This window comes from Ferrovibrio sp. GW821-FHT12F09 (assembly GCF_058806775.1).
Genome location: NZ_JBXAPZ010000003.1, coordinates 168,834 through 182,796, shown reverse-complemented (window position 1 = coordinate 182,796; position 13,963 = coordinate 168,834). Strand labels below are relative to the sequence as shown.

The window sequence follows — 13,963 nt, the reverse complement described above, 5'->3', positions numbered from 1 at the left end:
GGTCAGGGCACCTCGAAGCCGCGCTGCACGCCCGGACGCGCCATCAGCGCGTCGAACCAGCGTTTCACATTGGGATAGGTCGCCCAGTCGATGCTGTGCCATTCCCAGCGCGCCGCCCAGGGCAGGATCGCCATATCGGCAATCGTCAGCTCCCGGCCGGCGATGTACTCGTTCTTCGCCAGCTGGCCGTCCATCACCTTGTAGAGCCGCGCGGTCTCGGTGGTGAAGCGCTCGATGGCGTACGGAATCTTCTCCTTGGCGAAGCGGCCGAAGTGATGCAGCTGGCCCGGCATCGGGCCGAAGCCGCCCATCTGCCACATCAGCCACTGCAGCGCCTGCATGCGCGCCTTGGCATCAGAGGGCAGGAACTTGCCGCTCTTCTCGGCCAGATAGATCAGGATGGCGCCGGACTCGAACACGCTGACCGGGGCCGTGCCATAGGCGGCCGGCGGCTCGTGATCGACGATGGCCGGAATCTTGTTGTTCGGATTCACCTTGAGGAAATCCGGCGCGAACTGCTCGTCCTTGCTGATGTTGATCGGAAAGGCCTGGTACGTCAGGCCGGTCTCTTCCAGCATGATGGAGATCTTGCGGCCGTTCGGCGTGCCCCAGGTGTAGAGATCGATCACGGTGCAATCCTTTTCAGAAAATGAAACGCAGTAATGGCGAACCGTTCGCGCAGGTAAAACCGATGCGCATCCACGCGCTGGGTGCCGCTGTCGAGATCGATGGCCCCGATCCCTTCCCGCTTGGCCAGCGCTTCCAGCCAGGCGATCAACGCCTTGCCGTGGCCGCCCGACCGCGCCGCGGACAGCGTCACCAGATCGTCGACATAGATCACGCGGCCATGCACCAGGCGGGTCTGGCGGCGGAAGCCCATGCAGCCGGCCGGCGTGCCGTCGGCGTCCGTGGAATACGCCAGCACATAACCTTCGGGCTGCTGCGCCTTCACGCGGCGCACCAGCTCGGCGGCGTCCTTCAGATGCGGCCGCAGCTCGTGCAGCACAGGGAAACAGGCGGCAATCTGCTCGTCGGTTTCGGCGATATGGATACTGGATGCGGTCATCGGCTTCTCTAACACGTGGATGGCCGGGACAAGCCCGGCCATGACACATAAAAAAATTCAATCCAATCGTGTCATGCCCGGACTTGGTCCGGGCATCCACGTCTTTCCTTACCCCTTCACCACGCTGGCGGTCTGGCCGAACAGCACCTTCTTGGCCTCGTCGGTCATCACCGGGATGCCCTGGTTGATCGGCTTGCCCTTCTCGTAGGCGACCTTGGTGGCCGGGCGCGCCCAGATGCTGTCGAACCAGCGCTTCAGGTTGGGGAAATCCTCCAGCTTCTGGCTCTGGCGCTCGTAGGGCACGATCCAGGGATAGCTCATCATGTCGGCAATCGTGTAGGCGTCGCCGCAGATGAAGGCGCGGCCTTCCAGCCGCTTGTTCAGCACGCCGTAGAGACGGTTGGTCTCGTTGACATAGCGGTTGATCGCATACTCGATCTTCTCGGGCGCATACTGGCTGAAATGATGGTTCTGGCCGCACATGGGGCCCAGCCCGCTCATCTGCCACATCACCCATTCGGTGCAACTGATGCGGCCGCGCAGGTCCTGCGGGATGAACTTTTTATACTTGTCGGCGAGGTATAACAGGATCGCGCCGCTCTCAAACACGCTGATCGGCTCACCGCCATCGGCGGGCTGGTGATCGACGATCGCCGGCATGCGGTTGTTCGGGCTGATCTTCAGGAACTCGGGCTTGAACTGCTCGCCCTTGCCGATGGCGACCGGCTTGATCGTGTAGTCGATGCCCGCCTCTTCGAGAAACAGGGTGATCTTGTGGCCGTTCGGGGTGGGCCAGTAGTACAGATCGATCATCGGGTGGGCTCCGCTGGGACTGCTTGGGCGACAGGATGGGACATCGCAACCGGCCGGGCAAGCCGTGGACGGTCGCTGCGCAGCGCGAAATAGAGCCGGAACAGATACTTATCAAGCCAGCCGGGCAACGCGACGGGCCCATTCGATACCCATTCGGGCCCGTACTGGGCCCATGCTGTCCCATTGGGGGCCAATTGCGTCCCGTACGGAACCGATTGCGTCCCATTGCGAGCCAATTCAGGCCTGATCCGTCCCGGTGGACTTGCGCCGGCTGTCGGGCAGACGCGCCACCGCTTCCAGCCAATCGCTCAGCTCCGGAGTCCTGGTCGGCGCCTCGCCCATCCCCAGGCGCTCGGCCAACCAGTGCAGCGTCTTCGGATCGAGCTTGCCGGCGCGATGGCGCATCTGCAGGGCGGCATGGATCTGCAGATCGCGGAACCGCAGATCGGCCTGCAGCTTCAGCCGCTCCGCCTCAAGGGCGATGCGGTTGCGAAAGCGCCGACTGCGGCGCAGGTTGCGCCAGATGCGCTTGGGCTCGCAGTCATACAGCGATGCAGTGGTTTCCACGGACTGGCCGCGGGCCAGCAGGGCGGCAATGCCGCCCCAGTTCACCCGTTCGCCCGGCCGCCGATTGGGGATCTGCAGATAGGCACGGCCCTCCTCCTCTTCCACCTTCGCCGGGTGGTACGGGTCCAAGCCGGCCAGGGGATCGGGCCGCCCCAGGTCGTTCTCCGACGACAGGGGCGTTAGGTCCTTGAACGGATCGTAGCGGCGGCTTGGCATGACCATCTCCTGTATAGGGAAATAATCACAACATATGTTCTTTTATTGTTCTTTTCAAGGCCGCGAGAACAGCCTAACATCAGACATTATATAACAGTTATAATTGATTGTTTTTTTGAGTTAGTTTGCGCTCATGAATTCGCGCAACTTGCGCTCGGCCGTGATCGGCACCGGGTCGACGCCCTTGAGCATGAGACTGAGGTTGACCCGCGGCACGCCGATCTTGGTGCCCAGCGTATCCAGGGTCAGGCCGCGCGCCGTGCACCACTGCAGCACCACGATATCGGTGCCACGGGGGAAAAACCGGACTCCCCCTTTCATTTCGGTCTGCGGCAGGGTCATGGCGCTCTCTGGGGCAGGAAATCAGCTTACGGATGAGTAAAGCCGAGCCTTGCCTCGATTGCAACCGCGACTCGCACAAGACCGAGCAACTCGCGGTTTTGAATATTACGATTGGGATGCCGCATAACTCAGTTGGTAGAGCAGCTGACTCTTCATCAGCGGGTCCCAGGTTCTTCACCCCCTACTTCAGTCCCGCCCTGATCTCTCGCAGGCGCGCCGCCACACACTGGTCGATCATGGTTTCGCCGGCCTGGCGCCGCACGTCGTCGGCGATCATATCCTCGCACATGGCCCGCGCCCGACGCTCGTCCGGCGTCAGCCGCGTATCGATCTGCGGCGGCGACTGCTGACCCGCACAGCCGGCCAGGACGCCGGCCAAACCCGCAACTGCCATTAGAACTTTCGCCACGGCGCATCCTCCCCGACGTCGGCCCGCTGCCTGCCGTTAACTATAACAGACTGCATATGCACAGCGATTCGCGCCATTAACCGCGAATCGTCTTGTGGGTTGTATTAACATAAGGTAAACGCGGTGCTGCTGCATCAGAACCGGTGCAGCCGGCCACAGGGGGCCGCGGGGGAACAGGGCGTGTTAAGCCTTGGGAGCTAAAAACCATGGTGTCGTCAGTCAACACCAATGCCGGTGCAATGGGGGCCGTTGCCGCCCTGCGCCAGATCGACCACAAGATCACCACCAATTCCAAGCAGCTGGAAACCGGCTACCGGGTCGCCGATGCCTTCGACGACGCCTCCGTCTTCGCGGTGGCCCAGGGCATCCGCAGCAACTTCAAGGCCCATGCCGCCGTGCAATCGTCGCTGCAGCAGGGTCTTGGCCTGGTGGATGTGACGCTGGCTGCCTTCACCGGCATCAGCAATGTGATCGGTTTGCTGCGCTCGACGCTGGTCAAGGCTTCCGATGGCTCGCTCAATACGCAGCAGTTGGCAATCTACACCAACGACGCCCAGGCCCTGCACCGGCAGATCGCCGATACCAGCAAGGTGGCGATCTATAACGGCCGCAACCAGACGATCACCGGCTCGACGCCCGTGGATTTCGTCGCCGATGTCACCGGCAATTCCATCACGGTGCCGGCCTTCGACATGGATCCGGAATATACCGATCTCGGCACTGCCATCACCGCCATCACCGATACCGCCACAGCAACCGCCGCCTATGCCCTGCTCGATCCGCTGCAGGCCAAGGTGGATGCCAGCACGGCGGATTTCGCCGCCGCACGCCGCGAGATGGCCACGCAGATGGGCTTCAACGACAGCGTGGTCGATGCCATGAAGAACGGCCTCGGCGCCCTGGTCGACAGCGATGTGAGCGTCAATGCCGCGCTGCTCGCGTCGCTGCAGGTGCAGAAGGACCTCTCGGTCAGCGCGCTCAGCATTTCCAACAGCCGGCCGATCACCCTGCTGCTGCTGTATCGCAGCAGCGCCAACTGATCCAAAGCGCCGGCGGCCGGCACGGATCTCACATCCGCATCAAATCTTCCACCGCATCGATCACCATGCCGGTGCCGACCGCGATCATCAGGATATCGGCGCCAACCCGGACGTAGCGATGGCCGGCCGGCACATGCAGGCGGCCGTAGAGATCGGGCGGCAGATCATAGAACACCACCTCCGGTCCCAGCCGGCGGCCCTTGGCCCATTTCTTGGCCTGGCCCGGCGGCATGCAGCCATTGTGCTTTTTCGCCAGCCCCGGCGGGCAATGACCACGCGCGGCGATGCCGCCGTAATAATCCCGGATCACCGTGCGGTCGCCGGTGTCGATGCTGATATTGATGCTGACGCTGTCACCGCCGCGATCGCGGTCATGCTTGCCGCGCCCCTTGCCGGGCTGATCGGCCCAGGCGGAAGACCCCAGCAGAAGGATAGAGATTACGGCAGCGCTGACGAGCGGGCGGATCATGGCGGACCTCCGGACGGAACCTGTCTCAACGAAGCATGGCTTTGAGCCGGAATTGTGGCGGCGGGACGGCGATGTCAGGCCGGTCGCGCCAGCACCCGCGCTGCCGGCAGATGAACACGGACCGTGGTGCCGATGCCGGGCTGACTTTCCAGGGTTAGCCAGCCGTCATGCAGTTCGGTGAGCTGCTTGGTCAGGGTCAGACCCAGGCCGGTGCCCTGGCGATTGCGATTGCTTTCATTGTCGATCTGGGTGAAGGGCTGCAGCATCAGATGCAGGTCCGGCTCGGCAATGCCGATGCCGGTATCGGCCACCGAAAGCACCAGATCGTCGGCCGGACTGAAGGCGGCAGCAATATGGATGCGCCCGCCGGCCGGGGTGTATTTGATCGCATTGCTCAGCAGGTTCAGCATGATCTGCCGGATGCGCCGCTCGTCGCCCAGGATGCGGATGCCCGGCGCGACGGCCGTGGTCACAGTCAGCGCCGCCTTTTCCGCCTCCAGCACCAGCATGTGCACGGCGAAACCGATCGCTTCGGCCATATCGATGCTGTCTTCGTGCATATCCAGCTGGCCGGCCTCGATCTTGGCATGATCGAGAATATCGTTGATCAGCTGCAGCAGATGCTCGCCGCTGACCTTGATATCGCTGACATAGGCCTGGTAGCGCGCATTGCCCAGCGGGCCGAACATCTGGCGGTCCATCAGTTCGGAGAATCCGATGATGGCATTCAGCGGCGTGCGCAATTCGTGGCTCATGCCGGACAGGAAATTCGATTTCGCCCGGCTGGCCAGTTCGGCGGCCTCCTTGGCGCGCGCCAGCTGCAGTTCGGAAACCTTGCGGCTGCTGATGTCGCGCGTGCTGCCGATGATTTCATGGGCGCCGCCCCTGCGGTCGCGGATCATGCGGAAGGCGCCTTCCAGCCAGACATAATGGCCATTCTTGTGGCGGCCGCGATAGATCACCGTGGTGCGCTCGGTGCCCTCGTTCAGCACCCTCAGTGCATGCTGCATGATGACACGATCATCCGGGTGAACCACCTTCATCATGTCGCCATCCAGCAATTCGCCCGGCTCATACCCCAACACATCGCGGCAGGCCGGCGATATGTACAGCCGGCGGCCTTCGGGGGTCATGCGGATGATGACATCCGTGGCGGCTTCGGCAATCAGTTCAAACTGGTGCGCCGCTTCCGCCGCCGCGCGTTCGGCCCGGATGCGCCGCTGCAGCAGGACAAGCGATAATATGCCGAACACGATAATGACAAAGGAGGCCGCCAGCGCCACTGTCAGATCGAGGATGACCGAGCTGCGCCAAGTCGCCAGTACATCGGCTTCAGCGCGACCGACCGTCATGATCAGCGGGAAATCATCCAGCTTGCGCCAGGCGGCCAGACGAATCTGGCCGTCGTAAATCGAGGGTCCGTGATAACGGCCGGTCGGCTGATTTTTTGTCGCCTCCATGAAGGCCACCGACAGATTGGTGTCCAGGTGCCCTTCAACGAAGGGCCGGCGCACCAGCAGCCGTGCATCGTCGCGATACAGCGCAACATGGCCCTGGGCCCCGACGTTCAGGGTGTCGTAAAACGACTGGAAATATTCGGTGCTGATCGATGCCAGGGCCACGCCGCCGAAACTGCCATCGGGCCGGTCGATGCGCCGGGTCACCAGGATGGTCCATGTGCCGGTGATGCGGCTCAGCAACGGCAGATTGATGCGCAGGCCATCGCTCGGATTGTCGCGATGATGGATGAAATAGTCGCGGTCGCCGTTGCTGTGGGTCGGCCGCTGCGGCAACGAGGAGGTACGCCAGTAACCCTGTTCGTCGAGAATGCCGATCTCGCGGATGACGCGCGAGGCTTTCACATGATTGACGAGGATATTGTGCAGGCGTAGCAGCGCCGCCGGACCGGTGCCGTCGTTCTCCACATGCTCGATGGCATCGAGCAGGATCAGGTTGGGCTCGGCGAAGGTGCGCGCTGCATGCTGGCTCAGCGCCAGCACCAGATCCTCGGCCTGGGCGAAACCCTGGACCAGTGCGGCGGACCGCGATTGCCAGGCATGCCAGGTCACGAAGCCGACCGGGACCAGGCAGGCCAGAAGCAGGAACAGGACAATGGGCAGCGTCAGCGACTGCCGCCGCATCGACGCGCGTTTTACTCTTACCTGCCGGTCCTGCAGTGTCCCCATGACCAGACTCTAGTGCGGGGCTTTTTCCACTGCCAAGGCTTGTTTGACATACCAAGACATTCGTAGCAGGAACTGTGGGTAACTGGCCGCTTGCGCCTACTTTCAAGGGAGTATGGTGGCAGATGCGCACTTCATAGGACCGTCAGCCCGGAAGACGGCGTCTGCGATCAGCAATCTGCGAATCAACGGCGCAATCGCGTCCTGCGCCCCATCAGCATACAGAGCAGGCCCGAGAGCTTATTCCGGCGCCGCATCCAGCCAGGCGATCACCGGGCAGTTGACCACAAAGCCGGCGGGCTGCAGCGGCTGGCGGCCATCGGCGCCGGCGATCCTGCCGGCTGTGGCCAGCCCGTAGATATCGGCCTGGGCGGTCTGCGCCGGGCCTGGCTCTGCGGTCCAGCGCATCGGGGTGACGCTCCACAGCGGCGAATAGCCGCGTGCCGTCCTGCCGGTGGGAAACGCCGTCAGGATATTGCGCGGGCTGGCGGTCTGCGCCGCTGTCGCCATCGTGGCCTCGGCCGTGGCGTGGCTGTCACGCAGCAGATGCTGCAGGCCCTGGCGCTCGCCCTGCACGAAAACCAGCAGGCCGATATCGGCATTGCCTTCGCCCAGATCGGGCACATGGATGGCGCGCTCCAGCACGGCAGCGGCGGCGTCCGATGCTTCGGTGCTGATATAGACCACGCGACGGCCTTCGGCGAAGCCGTGACTGAGCAGCAGCGTGACGGTGCGCTTTTCCGTGTCGATGGCGAGCACACGGTCGGCCGTATTGGTGTGCGTCGCCATGTCGAACGGGCCGTCGCCGGTGGCGATGATCGGCGCATTGAGAATCCCGCTCTCGCCGGCAATGCGGATGAAAGGTGAATAAGCCGCGGGCGCCGTGGCGCCGGGGCTGGCGCTGGCGGGCGGGAAACCGTCCGGCCCGGGCACCAGTCTGCGTACTAGCGCGAAATCGGGCGCTGCGGCAAACACCACACGATCGTCCTGTCGCCGCACCGCCTGCACATGGCCGGCATGGGCCAGCAACGGCGCATGGACCACACCGCGCTGTTTCGCATCCGCCACATCGGAAGAATCCGTGACGATATACCAGACCGCACGGCCGCCGGCTTCGCCGCGATGCAGTGGCAACGTGACGGTATTGGCTTCGGCATCGACACTGATCGCCGAGGCCAGCACGATCCGGTCGCGCGGCAGTTCTGCGGCCATCGCGCTGCCGCCGAGCAGGACGGCTGCGATGGCCAGCAGACGCATCATCACTGGGCCCGCGTGATCAGCCGGCCCTGGGCCGCGCCGGTGACGCCCCGGCCGCCGACATAGCTCGACACGCCATTGACCCAGACTTCCGTGATGCCGGCCGCGGGCTGGATCGGCTTGCTGAAGGTTGCCGTGTCGATCACGGTTTCCGGATCGAACAGCACCAGATCGGCAAAGGCGCCCTCCCGGATGGCGCCGCGATCCTGCATGCCGAAGACGCGGGCGGTGAGCCCGGTCATTTTATGCACGGCCTGCTCCAGCTTGAGCAGCTTGAGATCGCGACTGTAATGCCCCAGCACGCGCGGGAACGTACCCCAGAGTCGCGGATGCGGCATGTCGTTGCTGGGGATGCCGTCGGAACCGATCATGCTGCGCGGATGCGCGATGATCCGCTGCACGTCTTCCTCGTTCATCATGAAATAGATGGCGGCGGCCGGCAGCAGGCGATGGGCGGCCGTGACGATATCGGTGCCCCATTCCCTGGCAATGTCAGCCAGCATGCGGCCGCGCATTTCCGGATAGGATTCAGACGAGGCGATCTGTACCGCCATGTCGTCGCGCAGGCGATCCGGCAGCAGCGCCGTGGAACTGGCCGCATAAGGATAGACGTCGAAATCGACGGTCTGTTCCTTTGCCGCCCTGTCGATCAGGGCCAGCGTCTCGGTCGAGCGGCCGAAATTCTCCGGATTGGTGCATTTGTGATGGCTGATGACCACGGCCGAGCCGCTGTCGCGGCCGATCTTCAGCGTCTCCTGGATGCTGTCGACGACGCCATCGGCCTCGTCGCGCATATGCGTGACATACAGCCCGCCGCGCGAGCGCAGCCCTTCGGCCACCGCGATCACTTCCGAGGTCGGCGCGGCGCGGCTCGGCGGATACCACAGGCCCGACGACAGGCCCGAGGCGCCCTGGTCGAGCGACTCCACCAGCCGCTGCTGCATCACTGCGGCTTCACGGTCGGTGGCAGCGCGCTGCACATCATGGTCCATCGCCACCACGCGCAACGACATATGGCCGACCAGCGCGTAGACATTGGTGGCCGGCGGCGTCCGGCGCAGCGCTTCCGCATAATCGCCGAAGCTGGGGAAAGCCCAGGCGCTTTCGGTGCCGACCAGATCGAGCGGCGGCGGCGGGCGCTTTGTCATGGTGGCCGGTGCCAGGCTGATGCCGCAATTGCCGACCACGACGCTGGTGACGCCCTGACTCAGTTTACAATGCATGCATTCGGGACCGTGCAGCACGGCACCGTCGTCATGGGTATGGGCATCGATGAAGCCCGGCGCCAGCGCCAGGCCTTTGGCATCGATCTCGCGGTCAGCCGCCGTCGCGCCCAGATCGCCAACCGCGACGATACGGTCGCCACGGACTCCGACATCGCCGGTGATGGCGGCCGCGCCGCTGCCGTCATAGATGCGGGCATTGCGGATGGCGAGATCGTAGCGGCCGGTCATATTACTTGCCCTCCGTCGCGATGCGCCTCGTGTGGGCGAGCGCGGCATTGATGAGATTGTCGCTGGCCTCCGGCGTGCGGAAGGCGGAATGGGCCGAGAGCGTCACATTCTCCAGCGTGGTGAGCGCATGACCGGCCGGCATCGGCTCGATATCGAAGACATCGAGGCCGGCATGGCCGATATGGCCGGACTTCAGCCCCTCGATCATCGCCGCCTCGTCGACCACCGCGCCGCGCGCCGTGTTGATCAGGATGGCGCCGGGCTTCAGTTTCGCCAGCTTCTCTTTCGACAGGAAACCGCGAGTCTCGTCGTTGAGCAGCAGATGCACCGAAACCACATCGCTCTGGGCCAGCAACGTATCGAGATCGGTGAAGGTGACGCCGGCCGGCGCATCCTTCTTGCTGCGGTTCCAGGCCAGCACTTTCATGCCGGCGCCGAGGCAGAGCCGCGCCATCTCGGCTGCGATGCCGCCGTAGCCGACCAGGCCGACGGTCTTGCCGGTGAGCTGTTTGCCATCCAGTCGTACCCAGTTGCTGGCCCGCATCTCGCGGTCCATGCGGGCGAAGCCCTTGGACGCCGTCCACATCAGGGCGAAGGCACATTCGGCCACAGCGGTATCGCCATAGCCCTTGATCAGATGCACCTGAATGCCGAGGGCGGCCAGTTCCTCGATATTCATATAGCTGCGCGCGCCGGTGCCGAGGAAGACAACGTGGCGAAGCCCCTTGCACTGTTTCGCGATCTCGGTGGGCAGCGCCGTATGGTCGACCCAGATGACGCCGGCATCGCCGATCACGGCCGGCAGGTCAGCCGGCTTCACATCGGCATTGCGGTTGACGGTGACGGCGGGATCGGTGGGCAGACGCAGGCGCTCGGCCAGATCGCCAAGGGTGGCATTGGCATCGACGAAAACAGCACGCACGGGGGCTCTCGCTTTTTTAGGGACGACGAGCCCGTATTGTGGCGGCGAGCGCAGCCAGTGTCACCCCTGCGGCCACCAGCAGCACCCATATTCCCGGCCGCAGACCCGTATCAATCGACAGATTGGCCTCCAGCACGCGCGGGACCACGGCCGGACCAATCTTCCAGGCGAGATAGCCCGCCTCGCCCGCCATCACGGACAGGGCCGCGAACAGGGTGAGCACCGCGGCAGCCCAGAGCGGCAGGGCCGCACCCTGCGGACGGACTTGCCGCCACAGCCGGTAGCCCAACAGCCAGGTCAGGAAACCGATCAGCAGCAGCGGCTCGAAAATATCCGCCTTCACCTGCAGGAAGAAATGCCAGGCGCCCAGCATGGCGGCGGGATAGACGAGATAATGCAGCCGCTGCCAGCGTCGGCCGCCCAGGCGCCGCAGCATGCCATCGGTGGAGGTGGCCAGCAGCAGCAGCAGCATGACCAGCCCGACCAGGCCGATGATCAGGTAGTTGGCCTTGGCGATCTCGATGACAATGCGCTCGAGGTCGAAGGCCAAGTTGGCCATGAACAGGATGAAATGCGCCAGCAGATACAGACCGGCGGCGACGCCGATCAGCCGGCGCAGCATGGCCAGCCGGCCCATGCGCAGCAGCTGGCGCAGCGGCGTGACCGCCAGCGACAGCAGCAGGATGCGGATGCCCCAGGTGCCGGTCTGCAGGATCAGCTCGGTGAGCGGCCGCGGTCCGAGATCCTGCTGGGCCGTACGCCAGAGCAGCCACAGGCCTGGCAGTGCGACCAGTGCCAGCAAGATCGTCTTCAGAACGGAAAAGCGGCCGGCATTATCCTGCCAGGGCCAGATATTCAGAGGGCGCCGGGTGGCCGGGCGGCTAAGGGGCTGGGCGGTATTCATGACGCCGATATATCTCAGGATGCGGCGTCTTGCGGGAAACTTATCGTGAAGCGGCTGCCCTCGCCCATCCGGCTGGAGGCCGCGATGGTGCCACCGAGCACCTGGCTGACCAGATTATAGACGATATGCAGACCCAGACCGGTGCCGCCGGTGCCGCGCCGGGTGGTGAAGAAAGGATCGAAGACGCGCGGCAGGTCTTCGGTGCTGATGCCTTTGCCGTTGTCACGGAAATCAATGACGATACGCCCCGGCCGCGGCCGGCTGACCTCGATTTCCAGCAGGCCCGGCTGTTCGCGGCCTTCGAAACCATGCTGCAGGGCGTTCATCACCAGATTGGTGACGATCTGGCCGAGCGCGCCGGGCCGGTTGCGGATCAGCAGGGCATCGGGGCAGACGATCTTCACCTTATGCGGCGTGTGACGCAGCGCCGGCTGCAGGCTCAGCATGATCTCCTGCAGATATTCGCCAATGGCGAAGTCACGCAATTCGTCGGTGGTCTGGTCGGCCGAGACCTGCTTGAAGGCCTGGATCAGGCGGGCCGCCCGGGTCAGGTTGCCCTGCATGATGCGGGTTGCCTCGGTGGCCGTTTCGAGGAAATCCTCCATGTCACTGCGCTTCAGCTGCCCCTCGCGGAAGTGGTTGGTCAGTTGCTCCACCTCCTCCGACAGATGCGACGCGGCCGATACGCCGATGCCCAGCGGCGTGGAAATCTCATGGCTCATGCCGGCGACGAGCGAACCCAGCGATGCCATTTTCTCGGCCAGGATCAGGCTGGCCTGGGCGCCGCGCAGATCCGCCAGGGCGCGCTCGGCCTCTTCCTTGGCCCGCCGCAACTCGTCTTCGATGCGGCGGCGCGCCGTGATGTTGGTTCGCACCACCACCAGATCGCCCGATGGCGTCAGGCGTTCATGCACCAGGAACCATTCACCGGCGGTGGTGCGGATTTCGATCATGCGTTCCGGGATACTGCGCCGGGAATGAGTGACCCCTGCCGTATTGCCCGGCTCGCGTTCGTCCGGCATGAAAACATTGCGCTCGTAACTACGGGCGATCAGCTCGGCGAAAGATTGGCCAATCGCCTGTTCGGCCGTCAGCCCGTAGAGCGCCGCAAACCGGCTCGAACAGATCGAAATGCGGTCGCTGGCATCGTAGATGGCAAAACCATCGCCGGCGACCTCCACCGCGTGACGCAGCCGCCGGTGCAGCGCATAGCGCTCGGAGGCATCGAAGATGGTGACGGCCACCGAACGGTCTGGCAGCCGGTTGAGGGTGAACTCCAGGACATTGCCGGTCGCTGCATGGCGGATCGCCGCCAGCTTGCCGACGCCACGCAGCAGCCGGTCGATGTGGTAGCGCACATCGCTGATTTCCATATCGCCGAAATCGCGCCGCTCGACCAGAAAGCGGATCAGGGCCTCATGACTGTCGCCAGGATTGATGATCCCGGGTGGCAGAGCCAGCAGTTCGGCGGCGCGGCGGTTGATCGTGTGGATCATGCCGCCAGGGTGGAACAGGATGACGCCGACCTGCAGCGCGTCGAGGGCCCAGGCCTGGTATTCATTGCGGCGCCGACCTTCCTGTCGCGCCAGGGTCAGGGCCTCGGTGACCCGCCGCGCCTCCTCGCTGGACAAATAGTTGCGGCGTCGCTCCAGCTTGAACTGGCGCATGCCAACAAAACCCAGGCCGTTGCCGATGAGAAGAAACAGCGTCAGGACGATAAGGCCGTCGGCCCGCATCTGCAGCCAGGTCGCCCCGATCAGCAGGGTGCCGATCGACAGCAACACCGCATTGGCGACGACCAGCCGCGACATCACCGGCATCAGCAGGAAAAAGACCAGAAGGTAGGCAAAGGTCAACGGGCCGGAATTCAGCGTTGTCGGCGGGCTGATCATCCAGGTCATGAAGGTCAGAATCGTCAGCGATGCCATGCCGGCGCCGGCGACAACATCCATCGTCATCACACTGGCGGTCCGCCGGATCACCACCTGGTAAGCAATACCGATTACCAACCCGGCTATTCGCGTTGCCGCCAGCAGCATGAAGGTGAGCCCGCTGCCCACCATCAGGTAATCGCGCACGATCAGCAGAAAGAAGACAGTGGTCCCGGCCAGGCCACAAGCCATAAGCAGGCTGCGCGCCGGCTCCAGGCGGCTCTCCCGAAAAGCACGCTCAACCCGGCGGTCGCGAAATTCGCCGGTCAGGGCGAACAGGCGTTGTTCGTCCGGATTTTGCAAAAGCGAATTGAATGGCGTGTGCAGCATCAGCGTGGATCGATCCTCGGCATATTATGACCATCACGCCGGCGGCAGGAAAGCCAGCCG

14 protein-coding genes are annotated in these 13,963 nt (G+C 64.0%); 1 reads left to right on the top strand and 13 read right to left on the bottom strand.

The window, feature by feature from the left end; all coding sequences use genetic code 11:
* Nucleotides 1-2: 2 nt before the first annotated feature.
* The 6 genes from AC1ROB_RS21100 to AC1ROB_RS21075 all read right to left on the bottom strand — a co-directional run bounded on the left by AC1ROB_RS21100 (nucleotide 3) and on the right by AC1ROB_RS21075 (nucleotide 3,413).
* Nucleotides 3-629: a glutathione binding-like protein gene (locus AC1ROB_RS21100; protein WP_492973110.1), complete on the bottom strand. Its 627-nt coding sequence runs from the start codon at nucleotides 627-629 to the stop codon at nucleotides 3-5.
* Entirely contained in the window at nucleotides 626-1,066 is a 441-nt protein-coding gene (locus tag AC1ROB_RS21095; protein ID WP_492973111.1) for a GNAT family N-acetyltransferase, read from the bottom strand. Before AC1ROB_RS21095 ends, AC1ROB_RS21100 begins: the two co-directional genes overlap by 4 nt.
* Before the next feature lie 108 nt (nucleotides 1,067-1,174).
* On the bottom strand, nucleotides 1,175-1,879 hold the full coding sequence (locus tag AC1ROB_RS21090; RefSeq protein ID WP_492973112.1) for a glutathione binding-like protein: 705 nt from the start codon (nucleotides 1,877-1,879) through the stop codon (nucleotides 1,175-1,177).
* 237 nt (nucleotides 1,880-2,116) lie between these two features.
* Nucleotides 2,117-2,662 carry a hypothetical protein gene (locus AC1ROB_RS21085; protein ID WP_492973113.1) on the bottom strand — a complete coding sequence of 182 codons (546 nt, stop codon included), beginning with the start codon at nucleotides 2,660-2,662 and terminating at the stop codon, nucleotides 2,117-2,119.
* A gap of 120 nt (nucleotides 2,663-2,782) precedes the next feature.
* On the bottom strand, nucleotides 2,783-3,004 hold the full coding sequence (locus tag AC1ROB_RS21080; protein ID WP_492973114.1) for a hypothetical protein: 222 nt from the start codon (nucleotides 3,002-3,004) through the stop codon (nucleotides 2,783-2,785).
* A 181-nt stretch (nucleotides 3,005-3,185) separates the two neighbouring features.
* Nucleotides 3,186-3,413: a hypothetical protein gene (locus AC1ROB_RS21075; protein ID WP_492973116.1), complete on the bottom strand. Its 228-nt coding sequence runs from the start codon at nucleotides 3,411-3,413 to the stop codon at nucleotides 3,186-3,188.
* Nucleotides 3,414-3,619: 206 nt separating this feature from the next.
* On the opposite strand from AC1ROB_RS21075, the gene AC1ROB_RS21070 reads away from it, so the two are divergent.
* Nucleotides 3,620-4,453 (top strand): flagellin N-terminal helical domain-containing protein, encoded by an 834-nt coding sequence (locus tag AC1ROB_RS21070; protein ID WP_492973117.1) that lies wholly within the window; start codon nucleotides 3,620-3,622, stop codon nucleotides 4,451-4,453.
* Between the two features lie 28 nt (nucleotides 4,454-4,481).
* On the opposite strand, the gene AC1ROB_RS21065 is transcribed toward AC1ROB_RS21070, so the two are convergent.
* From AC1ROB_RS21065 to AC1ROB_RS21035, 7 genes are all read right to left on the bottom strand, one after another.
* A complete protein-coding gene (locus tag AC1ROB_RS21065) occupies nucleotides 4,482-4,922 on the bottom strand; it encodes a hypothetical protein (RefSeq protein ID WP_492973118.1) in 441 nt (146 codons plus the stop codon).
* Between the two features lie 74 nt (nucleotides 4,923-4,996).
* Nucleotides 4,997-7,108, bottom strand: a complete 2,112-nt coding sequence (locus AC1ROB_RS21060; RefSeq protein WP_492973119.1) for an ATP-binding protein — start codon at nucleotides 7,106-7,108, stop codon at nucleotides 4,997-4,999.
* A 237-nt stretch (nucleotides 7,109-7,345) separates the two neighbouring features.
* Nucleotides 7,346-8,365 (bottom strand): DUF7482 domain-containing protein, encoded by a 1,020-nt coding sequence (locus tag AC1ROB_RS21055; protein ID WP_492973120.1) that lies wholly within the window; start codon nucleotides 8,363-8,365, stop codon nucleotides 7,346-7,348.
* Nucleotides 8,365-9,816 (bottom strand): N-acyl-D-amino-acid deacylase family protein, encoded by a 1,452-nt coding sequence (locus tag AC1ROB_RS21050; protein WP_492973121.1) that lies wholly within the window; start codon nucleotides 9,814-9,816, stop codon nucleotides 8,365-8,367. Before AC1ROB_RS21050 ends, AC1ROB_RS21055 begins: the two co-directional genes overlap by 1 nt.
* A 1-nt stretch (nucleotide 9,817) precedes the next feature.
* Nucleotides 9,818-10,738, bottom strand: a complete 921-nt coding sequence (locus AC1ROB_RS21045) for an NAD(P)-dependent oxidoreductase (protein ID WP_492973122.1) — start codon at nucleotides 10,736-10,738, stop codon at nucleotides 9,818-9,820.
* A 16-nt stretch (nucleotides 10,739-10,754) separates the two neighbouring features.
* Nucleotides 10,755-11,540 carry a protein-methionine-sulfoxide reductase heme-binding subunit MsrQ gene (locus AC1ROB_RS21040; RefSeq protein WP_493031543.1) on the bottom strand — a complete coding sequence of 262 codons (786 nt, stop codon included), beginning with the start codon at nucleotides 11,538-11,540 and terminating at the stop codon, nucleotides 10,755-10,757.
* A 116-nt stretch (nucleotides 11,541-11,656) separates the two neighbouring features.
* A complete protein-coding gene (locus tag AC1ROB_RS21035) occupies nucleotides 11,657-13,903 on the bottom strand; it encodes a PAS domain-containing sensor histidine kinase (RefSeq protein ID WP_492973124.1) in 2,247 nt (748 codons plus the stop codon).
* Between the last annotated feature and the right edge of the window lie 60 nt (nucleotides 13,904-13,963).

What these genes read in the sequence shown, in the direction of transcription:
- AC1ROB_RS21095 (WP_492973111.1), bottom strand. Translation starts at nt 1,066, where the DNA reads ATGACCGCATCCAGTATCCATATCGCCGAAACCGACGAGCAGATTGCC.
- AC1ROB_RS21090 (WP_492973112.1), bottom strand. Translation starts at nt 1,879, where the DNA reads ATGATCGATCTGTACTACTGGCCCACCCCGAACGGCCACAAGATCACC.
- AC1ROB_RS21085 (WP_492973113.1), bottom strand. Translation starts at nt 2,662, where the DNA reads ATGCCAAGCCGCCGCTACGATCCGTTCAAGGACCTAACGCCCCTGTCG.
- AC1ROB_RS21080 (WP_492973114.1), bottom strand. Translation starts at nt 3,004, where the DNA reads ATGACCCTGCCGCAGACCGAAATGAAAGGGGGAGTCCGGTTTTTCCCC.
- AC1ROB_RS21070 (WP_492973117.1), top strand. Translation starts at nt 3,620, where the DNA reads ATGGTGTCGTCAGTCAACACCAATGCCGGTGCAATGGGGGCCGTTGCC.
- AC1ROB_RS21065 (WP_492973118.1), bottom strand. Translation starts at nt 4,922, where the DNA reads ATGATCCGCCCGCTCGTCAGCGCTGCCGTAATCTCTATCCTTCTGCTG.
- AC1ROB_RS21060 (WP_492973119.1), bottom strand. Translation starts at nt 7,108, where the DNA reads ATGGGGACACTGCAGGACCGGCAGGTAAGAGTAAAACGCGCGTCGATG.
- AC1ROB_RS21055 (WP_492973120.1), bottom strand. Translation starts at nt 8,365, where the DNA reads ATGATGCGTCTGCTGGCCATCGCAGCCGTCCTGCTCGGCGGCAGCGCG.
- AC1ROB_RS21050 (WP_492973121.1), bottom strand. Translation starts at nt 9,816, where the DNA reads ATGACCGGCCGCTACGATCTCGCCATCCGCAATGCCCGCATCTATGAC.
- AC1ROB_RS21035 (WP_492973124.1), bottom strand. Translation starts at nt 13,903, where the DNA reads ATGCTGCACACGCCATTCAATTCGCTTTTGCAAAATCCGGACGAACAA.